We start from the raw sequence: 18,243 nt of genomic DNA, 5'->3' as shown, positions 1-18,243 counted from the left end.
TAATAATCTTTTACTTCTTCAGGTTGTAGAAAGCAGAACGACCACCAAAACGAGCTGTATCACCGAGTTCGTCCTCGATACGCAGCAATTGGTTGTACTTCGCTACACGGTCAGTACGGGAAGGAGCACCTGTCTTGATTTGACCCGCGTTTGTAGCTACCGCGATATCAGAGATCGTCGAGTCTTCGGTTTCACCGGAACGGTGGGAGATCACTGCTGTATAACCAGCCAGCTTCGCCATTTCAATTGCTTCGAAGGTCTCTGTCAGTGTACCGATTTGGTTTACTTTTACCAGAATGGAGTTACCTGTGGAGGTCTCGATTCCGCGAGCCAGACGCTCTGTGTTCGTTACGAACAAGTCGTCCCCTACCAGCTGAACTTTGCTGCCCAGCTTGTCAGTCAGTGCTTTCCAGCCATCCCAGTCGTCTTCAGACAGACCGTCTTCGATGGAGATGATTGGGTATTTGTTTACCAGATCTTCGTAGAACGCGATCATTTCTTCGGTTGTTTTCACAACGCCTTCGCCTTCGAAGTGGTATTTACCGTCTTTGAACATTTCCGTAGCTGCTACGTCCAGCGCGAGGAACACGTCTTTGCCTGGCTCATAGCCTGCTGCCTTGATCGCATCCAAAATGGTTGTGATCGCTTCTTCGTTGGATTTCAGGTTTGGAGCGAAGCCGCCCTCATCCCCTACTGCTGTGCTCAGTCCTTTTTCACCCAATACTTTTTTCAGAGAGTGGAAAATTTCTGCACCTGTGCGCAGCGCTTCCTTGAAGGATTCAGCGCCTACTGGCATTACCATGAATTCCTGAATGTCTACCGTGTTGTCTGCGTGCTTACCACCGTTCAGGATGTTCATCATTGGTACTGGCAGCATTCTCGCATTGAAGCCCCCGAGGTAGTTGTAGAGAGGAACGCCGAGAGAATCTGCTGCCGCACGTGCTACTGCCATAGACACGCCGAGAATCGCGTTTGCACCCAGCTTGCCTTTGTTGTCCGTGCCGTCGAGCTGAATCATCGCCATATCGATGCCAACTTGATCCAGCGCATCCATGCCGATCAATTCAGGAGCAATGATTTCATTCACGTTTTCTACCGCTTTCAGAACGCCTTTACCCAAGTAACGGGATTTGTCGCCGTCGCGGAGCTCAACAGCTTCATAGGCACCAGTAGACGCTCCAGATGGAACATCTGCACGGCCCATTGAGCCATCTTCGAGATACACTTCTACTTCCACAGTTGGATTACCGCGGGAGTCCATAATTTCGCGTGCATAAATGTCAGTAATCATTGCCATTTCTCGTCCATCTCCTTTTTATTGCGTAGGTTGCCCTACATGTATTTCGCTACCACCTAGCCACCTTTTCAGTGTGTCCCAGTGAAGCCTATTTTGCAAGTAACGATTTACCTGTCATTTCAACCGGTTGTGGTACGTTCAAAAGCTCCAGAAGCGTTGGTGACAAGTCGGCCAAAATCCCGTCTTCGCGCAGAGCAGCACCGTCTTTGGTCACGATTACAGGCACCGGATACGTACTGTGCGAGGTGATCGGACGTCCTGCCTCATCCAGCATCAGATCCGCATTGCCGTGGTCTGCCGTAATGATGGCTACGCCACCTTTAGCCACGATCGCATCGACTACTCTGCCCAGGCATGCATCTACCGTCTCGACTGCTTTAATCGTCGGCTCCATCATACCCGAATGACCAACCATGTCGCAGTTGGCAAAGTTCAGGATGATCGCATCAAAATTGTCCGCCTCGATCTCAGCCACAACGGCGTCTGTCAGCTCTGGCGCACTCATCTCCGGCTGCAGATCGTACGTCGCCACTTTTGGCGAAGGAATCAGGATACGTGTCTCACCCGGAAACTCCTTCTCACGCCCGCCGCTGAAAAAGAAAGTCACGTGCGGATACTTCTCCGTCTCGGCAATGCGCAGCTGCTTCAACCCATGCTGGGAAAGCACCTCTCCCAACGTGTTATCCAGATTGGAAGGCTTGTAAGCGACATACCCGTCAACTGTCTCGGAAAAATGCGTCAGGCACACAAAATGCAGATCACGCGGACGCTCATCGCCGCGGTCAAAGCCACGGAAGTCTTCGTTCGTAAATGCCTGCGACATTTGAATCGCACGATCCGGGCGGAAATTATAAAAAATGATCGAATCGCCGCTTTGTACGGTCGTCACTGGTTTGCCTGCCTCATCGAGAATCACCGTCGGCATGACGAACTCATCCATGATGGACTTTTCATAGGATTCCTTGACCGCGTGAACCGGATCACGATAAGCCGGCGCATCTGCATACACCATAGCGCGATACGCCTTCTCTACGCGCTCCCAGCGTTTGTCCCGATCCATTGCATAGTAGCGGCCTTGTACCGTAGCTATACGGCCCACGCCGATCTCGGCGATTTTGGCTTGCAGCTGTTCGATATAGCCCACTGCGCTGTCTGGCGATACGTCGCGACCATCGAGGAACCCGTGAATGTATACATCCTTGAAGTCCTGCTTTTTCGCCAATTCCAGCATCGCAAACAAGTGGTCGATATGACTGTGCACGCCGCCATCGGACAAAAGCCCAAACAGATGGAGCTGCTTGCCGTTTTGCTTGGCATGCTGGAAGGCAGCAATCAGTGTCTCGTTCTCATAAAAGGCGCCCTCTCGAATCGACTTGGTGATGCGCGTCAAATCTTGATAAACGACACGCCCAGCTCCGATATTGAGATGGCCTACCTCGGAATTCCCCATCTGCCCTTCTGGCAGACCAACAGCCAGCCCGCTGGCCTCAAGTGACGCGTGAGGGTATTGGTTCCAGTAACGGTCGAAATTCGGCTTACTAGCTTGTGCTACTGCATTCCCATACGTTTCATTACGCAGAGCAAAACCATCCAAAATCAAAAGGGCAACCGGTTTTGGTCTTTGTGCCATCTGTTCTTCCTCCTATCGCGACACAGCACCTGCAACGAGTTGCAAATAGCTGTCAGCCACGAGACTCGCCCCACCAACCAATGCTCCGTCGATGTCAGGCTGCGCCATGTAATCTGCGATGTTTTCCGGCTTTACACTTCCGCCGTATTGAATGCGCACTTTCTCTGCTGTCTCTTGTCCGAAGCGTTCGCCTATTACGCTCCGAATAATCGCAATCGTTTCGTTCGCATCCTCTGCGGATGAAGACTTGCCTGTACCAATCGCCCAAATTGGCTCGTATGCAATGACGGTATCCGCCACCTGTGCAGCGTCCAGACCAGCAAATGCACCTTCTGTCTGCGTACGGACCACATCAGCTGTCTCGCCCGCTTCCCGCTGCTCCAGACTCTCACCTACACACACAATCGGAACAAGACCAGCTGCCAAGGCTGCTACTACCTTTTTGTTCACCGTCTCATCTGTTTCGTTGAAATATTGGCGGCGCTCGGAATGGCCGAGAATGACGTACTGCACACCAATTTCTTTGAGCATGGACGCACTGATTTCACCTGTATATGCACCTTGCTCTTCAAAATGCATGTTTTGTGCGCCGATAGCAATATCTGTGCCCGCCAGCTCTTCCTTTAGTGCAGCCAGTGCTGTAAAAGGTGCGCAAATGACTTTTTGTACTCCGGAAGTATTGTTGCCTGCCTTGGCTTCCTGTGCAAATGCTCTTGCCTCAGCCATCGTCTTGAACATCTTCCAGTTTCCCGCGATAATCGGTGTTCGCATGCAAACTCCTCCTCTTCGCTCTTATTCGTTCTCTGCCAGTACAGCTACGCCCGGCAGCTCCTTGCCTTCCATGAATTCCAGGGACGCTCCGCCACCTGTAGAAATGTGCGTCATCTGCTCGGCTACGCCTGCTTTCTCCACAGCTGCTACGGAATCTCCGCCACCGATGATGGTCGTACCGTTGCATGCTGCCATGGCCTTTGCTACACCAATTGTTCCGCCTGCAAAAGCATCCATTTCAAACACGCCCATCGGACCGTTCCACACCACTGTTTTGGAATCTACGATGACACTGTGGTACGTCTCCACTGTTTTTGGACCGATATCGAGTGCCATCCAGCCCTCTGGAATAGCATCGATTGCCACGACCTGCTTTTCTGCATCTGCCGCAAAACGGTCAGCTACCACAACATCAACTGGCATCAGCAATTGTACGCAGCGCTCTTTTGCCTGCTCCATCAATGTACGTGCGAGGTCGAGCTTGTCATCTTCACACAGGGATGCACCAATGCCATACCCTTGTGCTTTGAGGAATGTATTCGCCATACCGCCGCCGATAATCAGATGATCGACCTTGGTTAACAAATTTTCAATAACAGCAATCTTATCTTTTACTTTTGCACCGCCGACAATCGCTGTAAATGGACGCTCCGGATTGGACAAGGCTCCGCCCATGAAGCGAATTTCCTTTTCCATCAGAAGTCCGGCTACTGCTGGTATGTACTCAGCGATTCCCGCTGTAGAAGCATGTGCCCGGTGAGCTGTCCCGAATGCATCATTCACAAACAGATCAGCCAAGGCCGCAAAGCTTTTTGCCAGTTCTGGATCGTTCTTTTCTTCTCCCGCATGGAAGCGCACGTTTTCTAACAGGATGACGTCGCCAGATTCCATCTGTTCCACTGCCGCTTCCACGTCCGCTCCGTGGCAATCGTCCAGCTTGCGTACGTCCTTACCCAACAACGAGGATAGATGGGCTGCGACTGGAGTAAGACGCATCTCTTCCACTACTTGGCCTTTAGGACGGCCAAAATGGCTCGCCAGGATTACTTTGGCTCCTGCTTCCATCATGAAACGGATGGTTGGTACAGCAGCACGAATGCGTGTATCGTCGGTGATTACCCCGTCCTGCATCGGCACGTTAAAGTCGACACGGCAGAATACGCGCTTGCCTGCCAGCTCAACATCGCGGATAGATTTCTTGTTCATGAACGATCCTCCCAAATCATTGGCTTTTTATTCGGAAAAAAGATATGGGAAAAGGGAGATTGCTCTCCCTTTTTTTCCACAACAGTTCTATTTTACGTGTTAGAAGCCGCGCTGTGCAACATAATGACACAAGTCTACGACACGATTGGAGTAACCCCACTCGTTATCGTACCAGGAAACGACTTTCACCATGTTTCCTTCCAGTACCATAGTAGACAAAGCGTCGATTGTGGAGGATGCAGGGTTTCCGTTGTAATCAGAAGATACAAGCGGCTCTTCGGAGTAACCGAGGATGCCTTTGAGTGGGCCTTCTGCTGCTTCCTTCAGGGCGTTGTTGATCTCTTCAACAGTCGCGTCTGTTTTCAGCTCAACCACCAAGTCCACTACGGAAACGTTTGGAGTTGGGACACGCATCGCGAAGCCATTCAGCTTGCCTTTCAGCTCAGGCAGTACGAGTGCAACCGCTTTTGCTGCACCAGTAGAGGTAGGAATGATGTTCTCTGCAGCTGCACGTGCACGACGCAAATCCTTGTGCGGCAGGTCTAGAATTTGTTGGTCATTGGTGTAAGAGTGAACGGTTGTCATCAGACCGCGTACGATACCGAATTTCTCATTAAGCACTTTCGCGTATGGCGCCAAGCAGTTCGTCGTGCAGGACGCGTTGGAGATCACTGTGTGTTGCGCTGGATCGTACTTGTCTTCGTTTACACCGATTACGACCGTAATGTCTTCGTTCGTTGCTGGTGCGGAGATGATGACTTTTTTCGCGCCACCCTCCAAGTGCTTCGCTGCATCTTCGCGCTTCGTGAAGCGTCCAGTCGATTCTACGACGATTTCAACGCCGTAATCTGCCCACTTGAGCTGAGCTGGGTCACGCTCTGCCAGCACCTTAATTTCTTTGCCGTCAACGATGAGCGTGTTCTCGGAAGCTTCAACGCTCACGTTCAGTACACCATGAACAGAGTCATATTTCAGAAGGTGCGCCAGTGTGTGCGCATCTGTCAGGTCGTTGACCGCTACGATTTCTACATTTGGATTGTTCAGTGCTGCACGAAATACGTTACGACCGATGCGACCAAATCCGTTAATACCTACTTTTACCATAATGTATACCTCCTGCTCATTAGCTAGCTTTATTCTTCATCGCGAGAAATCTGCCCTCTGGCGAAAACCAGCGGGTCGATAATATCGTAACAATCGGTAATAAGATTGGAAAAAACACAAAGGGTAATGTCTGGATCGTCGAAACACCTAAAGTGAGTGCCATCATCATCGAAAGCCCGTTCCACGGAATCAGTACAGGCATGACGACTGTAGAGTCCAGCATCGTCTTGCCCAACAGCTCGCGCCCTCCCTCCCATTGGGAGAATCGCACCAGAAGAGTAGAGCCGAGAACCAGAATCGGAATGGTTTGATTACAGCTGATGATGACGACTAACAGCGATAATGCCGCTGCCTTCGCTACCAATATCGTCTTATTTTTTGTATGGCCCATCATTTTGTCTACGATGGGGGTTAATAAATTGGCTCTGTTCAAAATGCCGTTTAAGAAGCCTGCGAGAATGATTAACGCCAGTACACTGAAGATGGCGAACATCCCGCCCCCATGGACCAGTTGATCCAGCGGCGTTCCTGAATGAAGCTCAAATCCAACTAGCATCGATGTAAAAAACGTCTTCACATCCAGATTCCCATTGATCCCGACTAGAATCGCACTGGCACCGATACCGTAAAACAATGCCTTAACCGCTTTGACTCTCAGTGCAAAAGAGGCAATTAACACGACGAGAGGCAGCATCAAGAGCCAATGTACAGAAAAATGACTGACTAACAGCTCTTGGTACATCTGAATGGTATCGGTTGAATTCGCCTGAGGACGAAATAGATCAAGGATCAGGAATAGTAACGCGCAAATCGCTACCGTAAGCAAAGCAGGACGCCGTATTCTTCTTTCCTGCTCTTCTGTCATACCGACATTGGAAAGCACCAGTAAACGACTGCTGGATATAGGTGAGAAGCGTTCCCCCACCATCGCTCCCGAGATGAGCGCACCTCCTACAATCGCAGGTGATATCCCTGCTGCATGTGCAATTCCCATCAAGGACAGCCCAATCGTACTCAGTGTACCGATTGACGTACCCAGTAAATAACTGACGCCCGCGGTCAACAGAAAAGAGAGAACGAACAAATACTCGACATTCACAATCGACAACCCGTAGTAGATGATGGCGGGAATGGTTCCTCCCATCATCAATAGCGGAATCAAGAGTCCTACTAAAAACAGAATCGTAAGGACGGGCTTTGCCTTTTGGACACCTTCCCAGCCATACGCGAACTGCTGCTTCCACGGATGCCCCAATCTTTTTACACTAACCAGTGTGACCAAGATCGCGAAAACAATCCCCCATGCAATCGGAAAACCGAGTGACAGGCTCAAGATGATGCCCGCGATCATTGCCAAGATGGGCGTTACCGATGTGATAGACATGCGACCGACTTCCTTCCGTTACAATCGTGTGGACAACAGGGTATAAGCTGCCCCTTCATCCGTAATGAGTACATTCTGACACGATTGTTTGGCAAAGGAAAGAATCGCTTTTGCCTTGCTTTCGCCCCCCGCAATGGAGAGCACAGTTTCAGCCTTGTGCACTTCCTCTAGCTGCAAACCAATGGTCGGCATTCTGTGGACCGTTTCTCCCGCTTCATTAAAGTAGTAGCCGAATGCTTCTGATACAGCTCCCGTTTCCACTAATTCAGCGAGCTCTTCCTCGGAATAATTTCGCCTCCGCGCCATTGTGACGGCGTCCCCGATTCCGTGTAAAACGATTCGGGTCTCGCCCAAGAGCGACAGCACATCTTGTACCTGCGGCTCTTTGACCAATGTCTGCAAGGCTTCCGGATGGAGTCGATCCGGCACGTGAAGAAGCCGATAAGTAGCACCTGTTTTCGCTGCCATGGCGGAGGCGAGCGTATTCGCTTGCAGCTCCACACGTTCCCCCAGTCCACCGCGAGCAGGAACAAATTGAACGTTTTTGAACGAAGCAGAAGGCGTCAAATGACTTGCTACGCTGGCAATCGACGAGCCACCTGTTACCGCTACGATGTCTCCCTCTTGCACAACCTGCTTGAGGACTCTTGCACCTACCCGACCGAGCTCTTCCTTCACCCATGGCGATTGGTCTGCATTGCCCTGCACGACAATGACTTCTGATATGCCGAGCTTTTTTTGCAGGCGTTCTGCCAGTTCAGTAAGACCGAATAGCTCTCCGACGAGAGGCTCCATGTCGTCCAAGACTTGTAGTCCTTCTTCACTCAGGCTCATTCCCGCAGCCGTCACATGAAGGAGCCCCGTCTCTTTTAGCAGTTCCACTTCTGCTCGCAAAATACGCTCTGTGGTATCCATGGCTTGAGCTAGACCTCTTCTGCCAATTGGCTGCAAATGATAGATGGATCGGAGCAACATGTACCGCTCACGCAAAACCTGAATCAAGTCAGGCAACAATTTTTGTTGCAGTTCCAGTAAACGTCGCATTAGACCTTCTTCCTTGGTTCCAGATTGTTGATCGGGACATTTTACGTCCCTGTATATACATTTTTTGTCCCGCTTGGTGCAAAAAAAAGATCACTTGCTACAACTTGAATGTATCATATTTAACAATATCTTGCAAGTTACCCTGAGCCATTATAAAAACCGCCAGGGCTATACCCTGACGGCTGGCAAACACTCATAACAGCTCGGTACGTCTATGCAGTTCCTCGCGCAGCTCCTCGAACGTCACCACATGTGTAATCGAACGAAACACAATCTCTCCATCAATCTCGACTACCGGAATGACAAACATCATTTCTTCATGCAAGACCGGATCACTTTCAATATCAATCATTCTCATACGAAGGGGGAACTCCTCCGCCAGGGAGCGGATGTAGAGCTCCACCTCGTCGCACAAATGGCATTTTTTCCGTCCGTACAAAACCATTTCAAAAAGCTTTTCATTCATGATCATTAGAACCTCTTTCGCTTGGCCGACGATGGGATCAGCATTTCTTCCCGATACTTGGCAACCGTGCGGCGGGAGATTTCAATTCCTTCTGTAAGCAGCATCTCACCCAGCTTTTGATCAGATAGCGGAGACTTCCGATCTTCTTGCTCGATCAGTGCTTTGATTCTGCGCTTAACACTCTCAGAAGAAGTCGCTTCCCCGCTGGAAGTAGAGAGTGCTGACGTAAAGAAATACTTCAGCTCAAATATTCCGCGCGGTGTCTGGACGTATTTGTTGCTGGTTGCCCGACTGATTGTCGATTCATGCAGGCCGACCCGCTCTGCAATTTCCTTTTGCGTCATGGGCTTTAAATAATGAATACCCCGATCGAAAAACTCCCGCTGCATATCGAGGATGGCCTGTGTGACACGCATGAGCGTCAAGCGACGCTGCTCCAGACTTTTTGCCAGCCACATCGCTGCATTCAGCTTGTCATGAATGAACTGCTTTGCTTCGTCCTGACTTTTTTGCTGGCTCAGCATCTTCTCATAGAAGCTGTTGATTTTCAGGCGCGGTGCAGCGACATCATTGACCAGCACAACATAATCATTCCCAACTTTCTCAACCGTCACATCTGGAATGACATATCGTGTCTCCACTGCGGAAAAGGCCGCCCCTGGACGCGGATTCAGCGTACGGATCAGGTCTGCCATCGCCTGTACCTCTTGAGGCGTGCTTCCGATCTTGTCAGCGATGCGTTGATAGCGATTGTCGGCCAAATCTTGCAGATGGTTGCGAACAACCTGAACGATCTTTTCGTCATCGAGTGCCAAGTGCTCCAGCTGCAGCAAGAGACATTCTTCCAAGCTGCGGGAAGCCACCCCAACCGGATCAAAATGCTGCAGGACGGACAATACGTCCTCAATCTCCAGCATGTCAGCTCCCAGGCGCGCACTCGCTTCCTCCAGTGTAATCTCCAAATATCCCTTCTCATCCAGATTCCCGATCAAAAAGAGAGCGATCTGTTTTTGCAGCGACGAGAATCCTTTTACATAACCGAGTTGACTCTCCAGATGTTCGTACAGCGTCTCCGCACCCTGCTGGACGTGATCCAGCGGATTGTAAGTGCTTTCATTTTTCACCGAACCGTACTCACCTGTAGCGCGATTGCCCACAATTTCTTTCCAGTCAATTTCAGGAGCTGGTTTCTCTGCTTTTGCAGAAGCGACTTCTCCCGCTACTTCCAGATCAAAAACAGGATTTTCATTTGCCTGATCCTGCAAATAGGAGATGAGATCAATGGCTGAATACTGCAATATGGTAATCGCTTGGCGTAATTCCGGCGTCATCACTAATTTCAGTGTTTGTTCTTGAAATAACCCCAATCCCATGTTCATGAAGCTCGCCTCCTTCGCACTTGCTCTTGCTGCTCGATGACTCTTTATTTTCATTATATTCGTTCTCTCTTGCAATTTTCCTGCCAAATTATGATACGAGAGCACAAAAAAGTGACCCTTGTGGTCAGAGTCACTTTCGGAGTCTTTTCCTATCCTTGACGGCTGCGATAAAGCAAGAGCATAAAAAATGGAGCCCCTACCGCTGCCGTAAACACGCCAACAGGCACATCCAGTGGAACAAACAGCGTCCGAGCGGCCAGATCAGCCAATAATACGAAAAGTCCACCCAGTATCGCGGAGGCAGGGAGCAAACGACTGTAGCCTGAACCAATAAGCTTGCGTGCCATATGCGGAGCCATCAAGCCAACAAAGCCTATACCTCCCGCAATCCCGACTGCTGCCGCTGCTAACGCCACACTAATGGCAATCAAAATGAGCCGCTTTCGTTCGACGGAAACACCCAATCCTTTTGCTACTTCGTCCCCTAGCTCCAGTGAATTCAGTGTCCTTGCCTGCATCATAATCAGAATGAAGAATCCGACTGTCCACGGAAGTAAACTAAATACATGCTTCCACGAACTCCCATACACAGTCCCGGACATCCAGCCAAGCGCTTGAGAAGCGAGATAGATCGGACCGGATAAGATGAAATACATAGACAATGCAGCCATTGCCGTGGAGATCGACACACCAATCAAAGCAAAGCGAAACGGAGAGAGTCCGCGTTTCCAAGCAGTGATGTAAGTGAGAAAAGCAGCAAAAAATCCACCAATTAATGCTGCAACTGGCAACCAGTGAATGCTGTAAGCCCCATTAGAAAAAGCGATGAAGGCCATAGCGGACGCTGTTGCACCACTTGTCGTCCCGATCAAATCAGGTGAAGCCAGCGGGTTACGGACGAGGGCTTGGAGAATAGCACCGGACACAGCCAACGCTGCTCCCACAAGTACCGAAAGCACAATGCGCGGCAGACGCAACTCGAGCACGATGAGTTGCTCGGTGCCATTTCCCAAACCAACCAATGTCTTCAAAACCTCCAACACTGGAATGCGTGTACTGCCCAATCCGATACTAATGACGACAACAGCCACCAGCAGAATAGCCAAAAGAATCAAGATGCCCATCGGCCGTTTTTCCACATGAAAAGAGAACGTAGGCTTCTGACTTCGAATCACTTTAAAGTTATTCATGTGCCCTCCTCCTTACAATGGCAATGACGAATGGCACTCCTAGAACAGCAGTAGCTACCCCTACAGGAACTTCTTCCTGCACAAGCAAGAAACGGGAGATCACGTCAGCCACAACGAGGAATATTGCGCCTAGCACGACGCTGTAAGGCAAAATCCAGCGGTGATCAAAGCCGACCAAATATCGCGCAATATGGGGAATCATGATTCCAACAAAGCCAATGGGGCCGGTCAAGGCTACAGACCCACCTGCGAGAAGTACGACAACCAAAACGATCGCCGTCTTTATCCAAATAATCTTTTGTCCCAGACCTGTGGCAACATCGTCACCCAATGCCATTAAATTGAGCGAGCCTGCCAGTAGGCCTGCCAGTATCCACCCACAGAACAAATAAGGAATAATCATCAAGGCGTGCTGCAAGTCGCGTCCGGACACAGATCCTACCAGCCAATAGAGTGCTTCCTCTAACGTCTGGTTACTGATCAGCATCAACAGGGAAGTCATCGAAGAGGCAAAAGCCGCCACAGCCGAGCCTGCAAGTGTCACTTTTAACGGCGAGCTCCCCCCTCGTCCTGCCGACCCAAGCAAATAAACCAGAACAGCCGTAAATCCCGCGCCCAAAAATCCAATCCACATCAATTGTGTAAAGGAAAAAACGGTCCCCGCCAAAAACAACGCAATGACAATGAAAAGGGCCGCTCCCGAATTGATTCCCAAAACAGAGGGAGAAGCTAATGGGTTGCGGGTGAGTGCTTGCAGAAGAACTCCCGCTACAGCCAGGCTACCCCCGACAACTGCAGCCGTAATTGCCCGAGGTACTCTCGTATCCTTAATAATCAGATGTTCCGTACTCCCATCGAACTGAGTATACGCATCAATGGCAGTTGATAGCGGGAAGTTTTGCAATCCATACAGTACACTTGCCGTCATGGCCAGCGCAAGAATCACGATTCCCATAATCAGTACAGACCATTTTTGACCACGGCTGCATAAAAAAGATTGCACGTTCGATCCCCTTCTCTCATGCTGCTGCCCATTTACATATGGACCGAGTTCATATTCATGAAAAAATCCACTAAAACCACGTTTTTTCGTTTGCATTTTGCCTGATCGCTGTCATATAATGAAATAGTGTCCTTAAAAAACACTATACGCCTGTAGCTCAGTGGATAGAGCAATGGTCTCCGGAACCATGTGCGGGGGTTCGATTCCCTTCAGGCGTACCATAATGGCTAACCAAAAGGCTGGATGCTTCCAGCCTTTTATTTTTGCCTATCTCTTCTCTTAGTTGATATCCGCAAAAATCTTCTCGATATCCTTCACCATCAAGTCCGCTGCCAGGATTCCCCCAGCCGTATTCCAGATAGCTTCGTTTACTTGATAGGCACGACCCGTCTGTACTACCTTCATGTTCTTCGCGAGTGGATCACTTAGCCATTCTTGTGCGGTCTTGGAAGCCCCGGTATCTCCATTACGGTCTGAGGTGAAGTAAAAGAAAATATCCCCATCCAGTACATTGATTTGCTCTTTTGCGATATCTTTGGAAAACTCCGCCTTGTTCTGCTCCGCTGGACGTGCAAAGCCTAGCTCGTCCAAAATAACCCCTGCAAAGTTTTGTTTATAGTAGACACGTACCTTTCCAGGCTGGAATCGTGCCAACGAGATTTCCATCTTCGTTTTGTCACCTAGCTTGGTTTTGGTGTCTGCAATCAACTTGTCAAAGTCAGCCAGAATTTTCAAACCTTCTGTTTCCTTATTTAACGCTTTTGCATATAATTCGAAGTTTTCAATCATACTGTCACCAAGGTTTTCAGTAAATACGGTTGGTGCAATCGCTGATAACTGCGTGTAAATCTTCTCTTGTCGCACTTTTGTTCCGAGGATCAAGTCAGGCTTCAAGCTCGCAATCAGCTCCATATTAGGTTGTGTCTCGTCCCCTACGACTTCAACCCCACTCATCTGATCTTTAATATGGTCGAACCACGGATCTCCAATCCACGATTTAACTGCTCCTACCGGCTTGATTCCCAATGCAAGCAAGCTTTCTGTCCCCTGATTGGTCAAAACAACGATGCGCTGTGGGGTGCCCTTTATTTCTGTTTCACCCATGGCATGTGTAATCTTGCGAACCTGTTCTGCCTGTGGCTGTTCTGTTTGTGCCTGCTGGGCTGGAGCAGGAGCAGCCGTTTCCGTACCGCAAGCAGCCAAAAGCAACGACATGATCATCGTCACAAGCAGCGATAGCTTTCCTTTTTTAAACATAAGTGGTGTCTCCTTTTTGTGGTAATGAGTATCATTATCAATTTGGAAGTAAAAAAATAGGCCTATCCATTCGTGCTTCCTCTTTCACCATGTTCTCCCACTGCGCAAAGGGAGATCAAATGTTACAATTGTACACTAATATAGATATCTCCTATTTTCAATTGAATTCAGGAAAAACCACTCGAAAATAGACAAAAGCAAGGATGTGTCACATTTGATTACCAACGTAAGCAACCGAACACAACCGTCAAAAGAATGGATCACTCTTGCCCTGCTTCAACTCATGGAAAAAACGCAATACTCGCATATCTCCATTACTGAAATCACACGAAAAGCAGGGCTTGCCAGACAGACCTTTTATCGCAATTACGAGGATAAGGACGATATCTTATATGAATATTTGTGCGATCAATATGCGACCTATTGGCGAATCATAGATGAACAGAACGATTTGCATGAAGATATGCTAGTAGCTTTTTTCGATATGTGGCAGCAGCACACTCCCCCTTCCTTACTGGAGAACATTTGGAATGGGGACAGGAAAGTGAGACAGATCATTTTTCGGAGCGTTGACTTTTCTATTCAAGAGCGTTTTCCGAACAGGGCAAATCCAGAGAACGCTCATCACCAGGAGAACCTTCACTATTATGCACAAAGATCGATGTCCTCCACCTTCCATGTTATTTTAATTGAGTGGACATTGAGACGATTTCGAGAGTCCTGTGATGAAATGGGGAGACTTGCCTATCGACTGACAAGCTCAATGCGCGACCTTCTTTCTAGCAAGAGCTTCTGATTAAAAAGCTGCGCTCTACTTCTTTCCTTGGAGGAAGTTCAGTCACAAAAAAACCCTGGAGCATTACTCTGCTCCAGGGCCATCCCGCACCTTACTGTTGATTCCTCGTTTTATACAAAAGATACACAAAAAACGGCGCTCCAATCGCTGCGGTAAAAATCCCTGCCGGCAAATCATGTGGTAAGAACACCGTTCTCCCAATCAAATCAGCCAAGACGACGAGCATTCCGCCCAAAACAGCGGAGGCCGGCAGCAAGTAGCCATATGCGGAGCCGACAAGCCTGCGCGCAATATGCGGGGCCATCAATCCGATAAAACTGATCCCTCCTGCCACACCGATTGCAGCACCTGCCAACGCTACGCTGATCGCAATCAAGAGCAGTCGTTTTTTATCAATCGCTACACCGATACCTTGTGCGATATCATCACCGAGCTCCTGGGCATTTAAATAGCGAATTTGGAAAATCGTAGCCACGAGAAACAAAACGGTCCACGGAAGCAACGTCATGACATTTACCCAAGACATACCGTACACCGTTCCAGTCATCCACCCAAGTGCATTGGAGGCTTTGTGGGTTTGGGTAATAACCAGAAAAAAGATGGTCAATGCCCCCATACCTGCTGAGACACATACCCCGACCAGCGCGAGACGAAAAGGCGAGACCCCGTCTTTCCACGCAGTTAGATACGTAAGCGTAGCGGTTAATAATCCACCGATCAAGGCCACCAATGGCATCCATTGCACACTTACATCTTTTGCGAATGTGATAAATGCTACCGCTGCTGCCGTCGCTCCCGCTGTAGTCCCGATCAAATCAGGAGAAGCTAACGGATTACGCACCAAGGACTGCAGGATGGCCCCCGATACTGCCAGGGACGCCCCCACCATGACGGAAACGACAACGCGAGGCAGCCGCCAATCGAGCACGATCAATTCATTCTGTTCACTGCCCGCCCCCACAAAAGCTTTGATGACGTCCCACACAGGAATATGCAAGCTTCCCAAACCAATACTCAATACGATGACCATACATAACAGCAGAAACAGAAACAAATTAATACCTACCGCCCGCTTGTTTACATGAAAAGAGAGCGCTGGCTTTTTGGTCCGAATGACTACATGTCTATGCATACGCCCTCCTCCTGACCAGCGGGATGATAAAAGCCACTCCGATCATGGCCGTTGCTACACCTACTGGTACTTCCAAACGCATAGGCATCAATACAAGGCGAGCAAGCAAATCAGCGCAAACCAGAAAAGCTCCGCCAAAGACAATCGAATACGGAATCAACCATCGATGATCAAGGCCGACTAAAAAACGACACAGATGCGGTATGATGATACCTACAAATGCAATCGGTCCGGCGAGCGCGACACTCCCGCCTGCCAAGAATACCACGATCAATATCGCTGAAGCTTTTACCAAGATAATCTTTTGGCCCAGACCAGTTGCTACATCATCACCGAGTACCATCAAGTTCAACGAGCCAGTCAGTAGCATAGCCCCTAACCAGCCTACAATCAGATAGGGAATAATCATCAAAAGATGATCGAGCTGTCTTCCCTCCACGGAACCAATCAACCAGTAAAAGGCCTCTGTCATCGTCTTTTCTTGCAGCAGCATGAACAGAGAGGTCACAGACGAAGCAAAAGCACCAACCGCCGCACCCGAAAGTGTCAGCTTGATCGGAGTCATGCCTCCCCGCCCAGCGGATGCCAGCCCGTATACAAGCAGAGCAGTTGCACCCGCTCCAATAAACCCTGCCCACATCATTTGCGACATTGGGAATCGCGAGCCAAAAACAGCAATCGTCGTCACAATGGCTGCTGCAGCTCCAGCGTTTACACCGATGAGAGATGGTGAAGCCAATGGGTTGCGAGTTAACGCCTGCAACAAAACACCTGCTACAGCCAGGCTGCTCCCCACCGCTACCGCTGTCAGAGTACGCGGCATTCGGGAAGTCGTAATAATCAAATGCTCCTCCGAACCGGAAAATTGGGTGTATGCCTCCACTGCAGTAGTGAGCGAATACCGATTGATACCGAAAAGGATACTAGCCACCATCACGACAGCCAAGACGACTATTCCTAATATGAGTACAGTAGTCTTTTGCAGACGACTGGGCAAAATCACATTCACGACTGTCCCCTTCTTTCACTTGCATTCTACCTATTCTGTCTATTTCTCCCACCAATCAGTGTAAGCTTGGAGCTAAGGCAAGTCAATGATATTGATTTTTATTATCATACTTGGAAAAATATGTTGACACATCGGCATATAAGCATATACAGTAATGAAGGAAAAATGATAATCATTATCAGTAAAAAGGGGGATTTTCCATCATGCGCAAAACTTCCATGCGTTTGATGTTGGGGGCTATGCTTTCCGCTGTCCTGCTCGTAACAGGCTGCGGAGGACAAGCAACGCCTTCATCCAGCACATCTTCTTCTACTCCAGCCGCTTCAACAACTACACCAGCACCTACACCGGCAGCGTCTGAAGAGAGAGAAGTAAAACACTTCATGGGGACAACAAAAATAAAAGGAACTCCTCAGCGTGTCGTCGCTCTCACAAGTGAAAGCACAGAAGCAGTTCTTGCATTAGGGATCACGCCCGTTGGGGCTGTCATGAGTGGTCTGGGTAAACCAGGTGACCCATGGCATCCACATATTAAAGAAAAAATGAAGGATGCAGTTGAATTGGGTGACGAGAACCAACCAAACGTTGAGCTGATCGCCAGCCTGAAGCCAGATCTGATCCTGGGAACAAAAGGACGCCAAGGGCAAGAAAAAGTATACGCTCAGCTTTCCGCGATTGCCCCAACCGTCTTCTCTGAGGATCTCGTAGGCAGATGGAAAATCAACTTTGCCCTTTACTCAGAAGCTCTGAACAAAAAAGCTGAAGGCGAAAAGCTGATGGCTGATTTTGATAAGAAGATTGAAGATGCAAAAGGAAAACTGGGTGACAAGACGAAGATGAAAGTCTCTGTCGCTCGTTTCGTAGCAGGCAAAACTCGTCTTTACTTGAAAGACACTTTCTCTGGCGTTGTTTTGAGCCAGCTCGGCTTTGCTCGACCAGCCTCCCAAGACATCGATGAGTTTAAAAAAGACATTACAAAAGAGCTCATGGCTGAAATGGATGGCGACGTCTTGTTTTACTGGATCGGCGATTACTCCGGTGATGGATCTGCGAACAAATACACCGAGGAATGGATGAAAGATCCGCTCTATCAAAACCTGAATGTCGCGAAAAACAAAAAAGCATTCGAAGTTGACGAAGTGATCTGGAACGTAGGCGGCGGTATTCTTTCTGCTGAGCTGCTTGTTGATGACATCGTAGAACGCTTCTCCAAACTGTAGGCTATCAAGCCAGTCAAAAAAGCAGGAGTGGTTGAGATAACCACTCCTTTTCCTTTGCCTGAATGTATTATTGATCGAGTTCCTTAGTCCCGGCATCTTTACTGGGCAGAATCGGATCTATTTGTTCAGGTTTACGGGAATAAGCTTTGTTAGTAACCAAAATCGTCGCCCCGATGATTACGACAAAAATGAGCACCAGCGCTACGATAAAACCCGTTGTCATGCATACACCCCCGACTTTTTTCTAACTCTTATTATAGCTGATTTCCATACGAGTCAGAACCTTCATCCAGTACCAATTCATTTGCATCACAACACAATTACAAACAATTCGAAATTAATTGATAGGAAAATG

17 protein-coding genes and 1 tRNA gene are annotated in these 18,243 nt (G+C 49.1%); 3 read left to right on the top strand and 15 right to left on the bottom strand.

The features are described 5' to 3' along the window. Positions 1-10 precede the first annotated feature (10 nt). The 11 genes from eno to AB1L17_RS28000 form a co-directional block, all read right to left on the bottom strand. Complete coding sequence (eno, locus tag AB1L17_RS28050) at positions 11-1,297, bottom strand: phosphopyruvate hydratase (RefSeq protein ID WP_412848205.1); 1,287 nt, start codon at positions 1,295-1,297, stop codon at positions 11-13. An 88-nt stretch (positions 1,298-1,385) separates the two neighbouring features. Next, the gene (gene gpmI, locus AB1L17_RS28045; RefSeq protein WP_412848204.1) at positions 1,386-2,927 is read right to left on the bottom strand and encodes a 2,3-bisphosphoglycerate-independent phosphoglycerate mutase; all 1,542 of its coding nucleotides are present in this window, start codon (positions 2,925-2,927) and stop codon (positions 1,386-1,388) included. 12 nt (positions 2,928-2,939) lie between these two features. Next, positions 2,940-3,698 (bottom strand): triose-phosphate isomerase, encoded by a 759-nt coding sequence (gene tpiA / locus AB1L17_RS28040; RefSeq protein WP_412848203.1) that lies wholly within the window; start codon positions 3,696-3,698, stop codon positions 2,940-2,942. A 21-nt stretch (positions 3,699-3,719) separates the two neighbouring features. Continuing rightward, positions 3,720-4,904 (bottom strand): phosphoglycerate kinase, encoded by a 1,185-nt coding sequence (locus AB1L17_RS28035; protein ID WP_412848202.1) that lies wholly within the window; start codon positions 4,902-4,904, stop codon positions 3,720-3,722. A gap of 99 nt (positions 4,905-5,003) precedes the next feature. After that, on the bottom strand, positions 5,004-6,008 hold the full coding sequence (gene gap / locus AB1L17_RS28030) for a type I glyceraldehyde-3-phosphate dehydrogenase (RefSeq protein ID WP_048034950.1): 1,005 nt from the start codon (positions 6,006-6,008) through the stop codon (positions 5,004-5,006). Between the two features lie 19 nt (positions 6,009-6,027). Continuing rightward, on the bottom strand, positions 6,028-7,392 hold the full coding sequence (locus tag AB1L17_RS28025) for a Na+/H+ antiporter NhaC family protein (RefSeq protein WP_412848201.1): 1,365 nt from the start codon (positions 7,390-7,392) through the stop codon (positions 6,028-6,030). Between the two features lie 18 nt (positions 7,393-7,410). Next, a complete protein-coding gene (locus AB1L17_RS28020) occupies positions 7,411-8,436 on the bottom strand; it encodes a sugar-binding transcriptional regulator (protein ID WP_412848200.1) in 1,026 nt (341 codons plus the stop codon). Positions 8,437-8,629: 193 nt separating this feature from the next. After that, complete coding sequence (locus AB1L17_RS28015) at positions 8,630-8,908, bottom strand: glutaredoxin family protein (RefSeq protein WP_412848199.1); 279 nt, start codon at positions 8,906-8,908, stop codon at positions 8,630-8,632. Further along, on the bottom strand, positions 8,908-10,281 hold the full coding sequence (rpoN, locus tag AB1L17_RS28010; RefSeq protein ID WP_412848198.1) for an RNA polymerase factor sigma-54: 1,374 nt from the start codon (positions 10,279-10,281) through the stop codon (positions 8,908-8,910). The genes AB1L17_RS28015 and rpoN overlap by 1 nt, the downstream gene beginning before the upstream one ends. A 149-nt stretch (positions 10,282-10,430) precedes the next feature. Beyond that, positions 10,431-11,471, bottom strand: coding sequence for a FecCD family ABC transporter permease (locus tag AB1L17_RS28005; RefSeq protein ID WP_412848197.1), 1,041 nt, complete (start codon positions 11,469-11,471; stop codon positions 10,431-10,433). After that, on the bottom strand, positions 11,464-12,474 hold the full coding sequence (locus AB1L17_RS28000; protein WP_412848196.1) for a FecCD family ABC transporter permease: 1,011 nt from the start codon (positions 12,472-12,474) through the stop codon (positions 11,464-11,466). Before AB1L17_RS28000 ends, AB1L17_RS28005 begins: the two co-directional genes overlap by 8 nt. Before the next feature lie 146 nt (positions 12,475-12,620). Here AB1L17_RS28000 and AB1L17_RS27995 point away from each other — a divergent pair. Further along, positions 12,621-12,695 (top strand) — tRNA-Arg (locus AB1L17_RS27995). Positions 12,696-12,753: 58 nt separating this feature from the next. Here AB1L17_RS27995 and AB1L17_RS27990 read toward each other — a convergent pair. After that, complete coding sequence (locus AB1L17_RS27990) at positions 12,754-13,731, bottom strand: ABC transporter substrate-binding protein (protein ID WP_412848195.1); 978 nt, start codon at positions 13,729-13,731, stop codon at positions 12,754-12,756. A gap of 214 nt (positions 13,732-13,945) precedes the next feature. Here AB1L17_RS27990 and AB1L17_RS27985 point away from each other — a divergent pair, with 214 nt between their 5' ends. After that, positions 13,946-14,527, top strand: a complete 582-nt coding sequence (locus AB1L17_RS27985) for a TetR/AcrR family transcriptional regulator (protein WP_412848194.1) — start codon at positions 13,946-13,948, stop codon at positions 14,525-14,527. A 91-nt stretch (positions 14,528-14,618) separates the two neighbouring features. Here the strand turns inward: AB1L17_RS27985 and AB1L17_RS27980 are convergent, their stop codons facing one another. Together AB1L17_RS27980 and AB1L17_RS27975 are read right to left on the bottom strand one after the other, a co-directional pair. After that, positions 14,619-15,659, bottom strand: a complete 1,041-nt coding sequence (locus AB1L17_RS27980) for a FecCD family ABC transporter permease (protein WP_412848193.1) — start codon at positions 15,657-15,659, stop codon at positions 14,619-14,621. Further along, entirely contained in the window at positions 15,652-16,668 is a 1,017-nt protein-coding gene (locus AB1L17_RS27975) for a FecCD family ABC transporter permease (RefSeq protein WP_412848192.1), read from the bottom strand. The genes AB1L17_RS27980 and AB1L17_RS27975 overlap by 8 nt, the downstream gene beginning before the upstream one ends. Positions 16,669-16,871: 203 nt before the next feature. Here AB1L17_RS27975 and AB1L17_RS27970 point away from each other — a divergent pair, with 203 nt between their 5' ends. After that, positions 16,872-17,888 (top strand): ABC transporter substrate-binding protein, encoded by a 1,017-nt coding sequence (locus tag AB1L17_RS27970; RefSeq protein WP_412848191.1) that lies wholly within the window; start codon positions 16,872-16,874, stop codon positions 17,886-17,888. A 67-nt stretch (positions 17,889-17,955) separates the two neighbouring features. Here the strand turns inward: AB1L17_RS27970 and AB1L17_RS27965 are convergent, their stop codons facing one another. Next, the gene (locus AB1L17_RS27965) at positions 17,956-18,111 is read right to left on the bottom strand and encodes a hypothetical protein (RefSeq protein WP_412848190.1); all 156 of its coding nucleotides are present in this window, start codon (positions 18,109-18,111) and stop codon (positions 17,956-17,958) included. Between the last annotated feature and the right edge of the window lie 132 nt (positions 18,112-18,243).

This window comes from Brevibacillus jepli, assembly GCF_047229145.1.
In the GTDB taxonomy this organism is placed as follows: Bacteria; Bacillota; Bacilli; order Brevibacillales; family Brevibacillaceae; genus Brevibacillus.
Note: the sequence above shows the minus strand (reverse complement) of the source record. Positions and strands in the feature narration are given on the sequence as shown.

Bases quoted from the DNA above. Each gene is read 5' to 3' on its own strand.
- eno (WP_412848205.1), bottom strand. From the start codon at position 1,297: ATGGCAATGATTACTGACATTTATGCACGCGAAATTATGGACTCCCGC.
- gpmI (WP_412848204.1), bottom strand. From the start codon at position 2,927: ATGGCACAAAGACCAAAACCGGTTGCCCTTTTGATTTTGGATGGTTTT.
- tpiA (WP_412848203.1), bottom strand. From the start codon at position 3,698: ATGCGAACACCGATTATCGCGGGAAACTGGAAGATGTTCAAGACGATG.
- AB1L17_RS28035 (WP_412848202.1), bottom strand. From the start codon at position 4,904: ATGAACAAGAAATCTATCCGCGATGTTGAGCTGGCAGGCAAGCGCGTA.
- gap (WP_048034950.1), bottom strand. From the start codon at position 6,008: ATGGTAAAAGTAGGTATTAACGGATTTGGTCGCATCGGTCGTAACGTA.
- AB1L17_RS28025 (WP_412848201.1), bottom strand. From the start codon at position 7,392: ATGTCTATCACATCGGTAACGCCCATCTTGGCAATGATCGCGGGCATC.
- AB1L17_RS28020 (WP_412848200.1), bottom strand. From the start codon at position 8,436: ATGCGACGTTTACTGGAACTGCAACAAAAATTGTTGCCTGACTTGATT.
- AB1L17_RS28015 (WP_412848199.1), bottom strand. From the start codon at position 8,908: ATGATCATGAATGAAAAGCTTTTTGAAATGGTTTTGTACGGACGGAAA.
- rpoN (WP_412848198.1), bottom strand. From the start codon at position 10,281: ATGAACATGGGATTGGGGTTATTTCAAGAACAAACACTGAAATTAGTG.
- AB1L17_RS28005 (WP_412848197.1), bottom strand. From the start codon at position 11,471: ATGAATAACTTTAAAGTGATTCGAAGTCAGAAGCCTACGTTCTCTTTT.
- AB1L17_RS27990 (WP_412848195.1), bottom strand. From the start codon at position 13,731: ATGTTTAAAAAAGGAAAGCTATCGCTGCTTGTGACGATGATCATGTCG.
- AB1L17_RS27980 (WP_412848193.1), bottom strand. From the start codon at position 15,659: ATGCATAGACATGTAGTCATTCGGACCAAAAAGCCAGCGCTCTCTTTT.
- AB1L17_RS27970 (WP_412848191.1), top strand. From the start codon at position 16,872: ATGCGCAAAACTTCCATGCGTTTGATGTTGGGGGCTATGCTTTCCGCT.
- AB1L17_RS27965 (WP_412848190.1), bottom strand. From the start codon at position 18,111: ATGACAACGGGTTTTATCGTAGCGCTGGTGCTCATTTTTGTCGTAATC.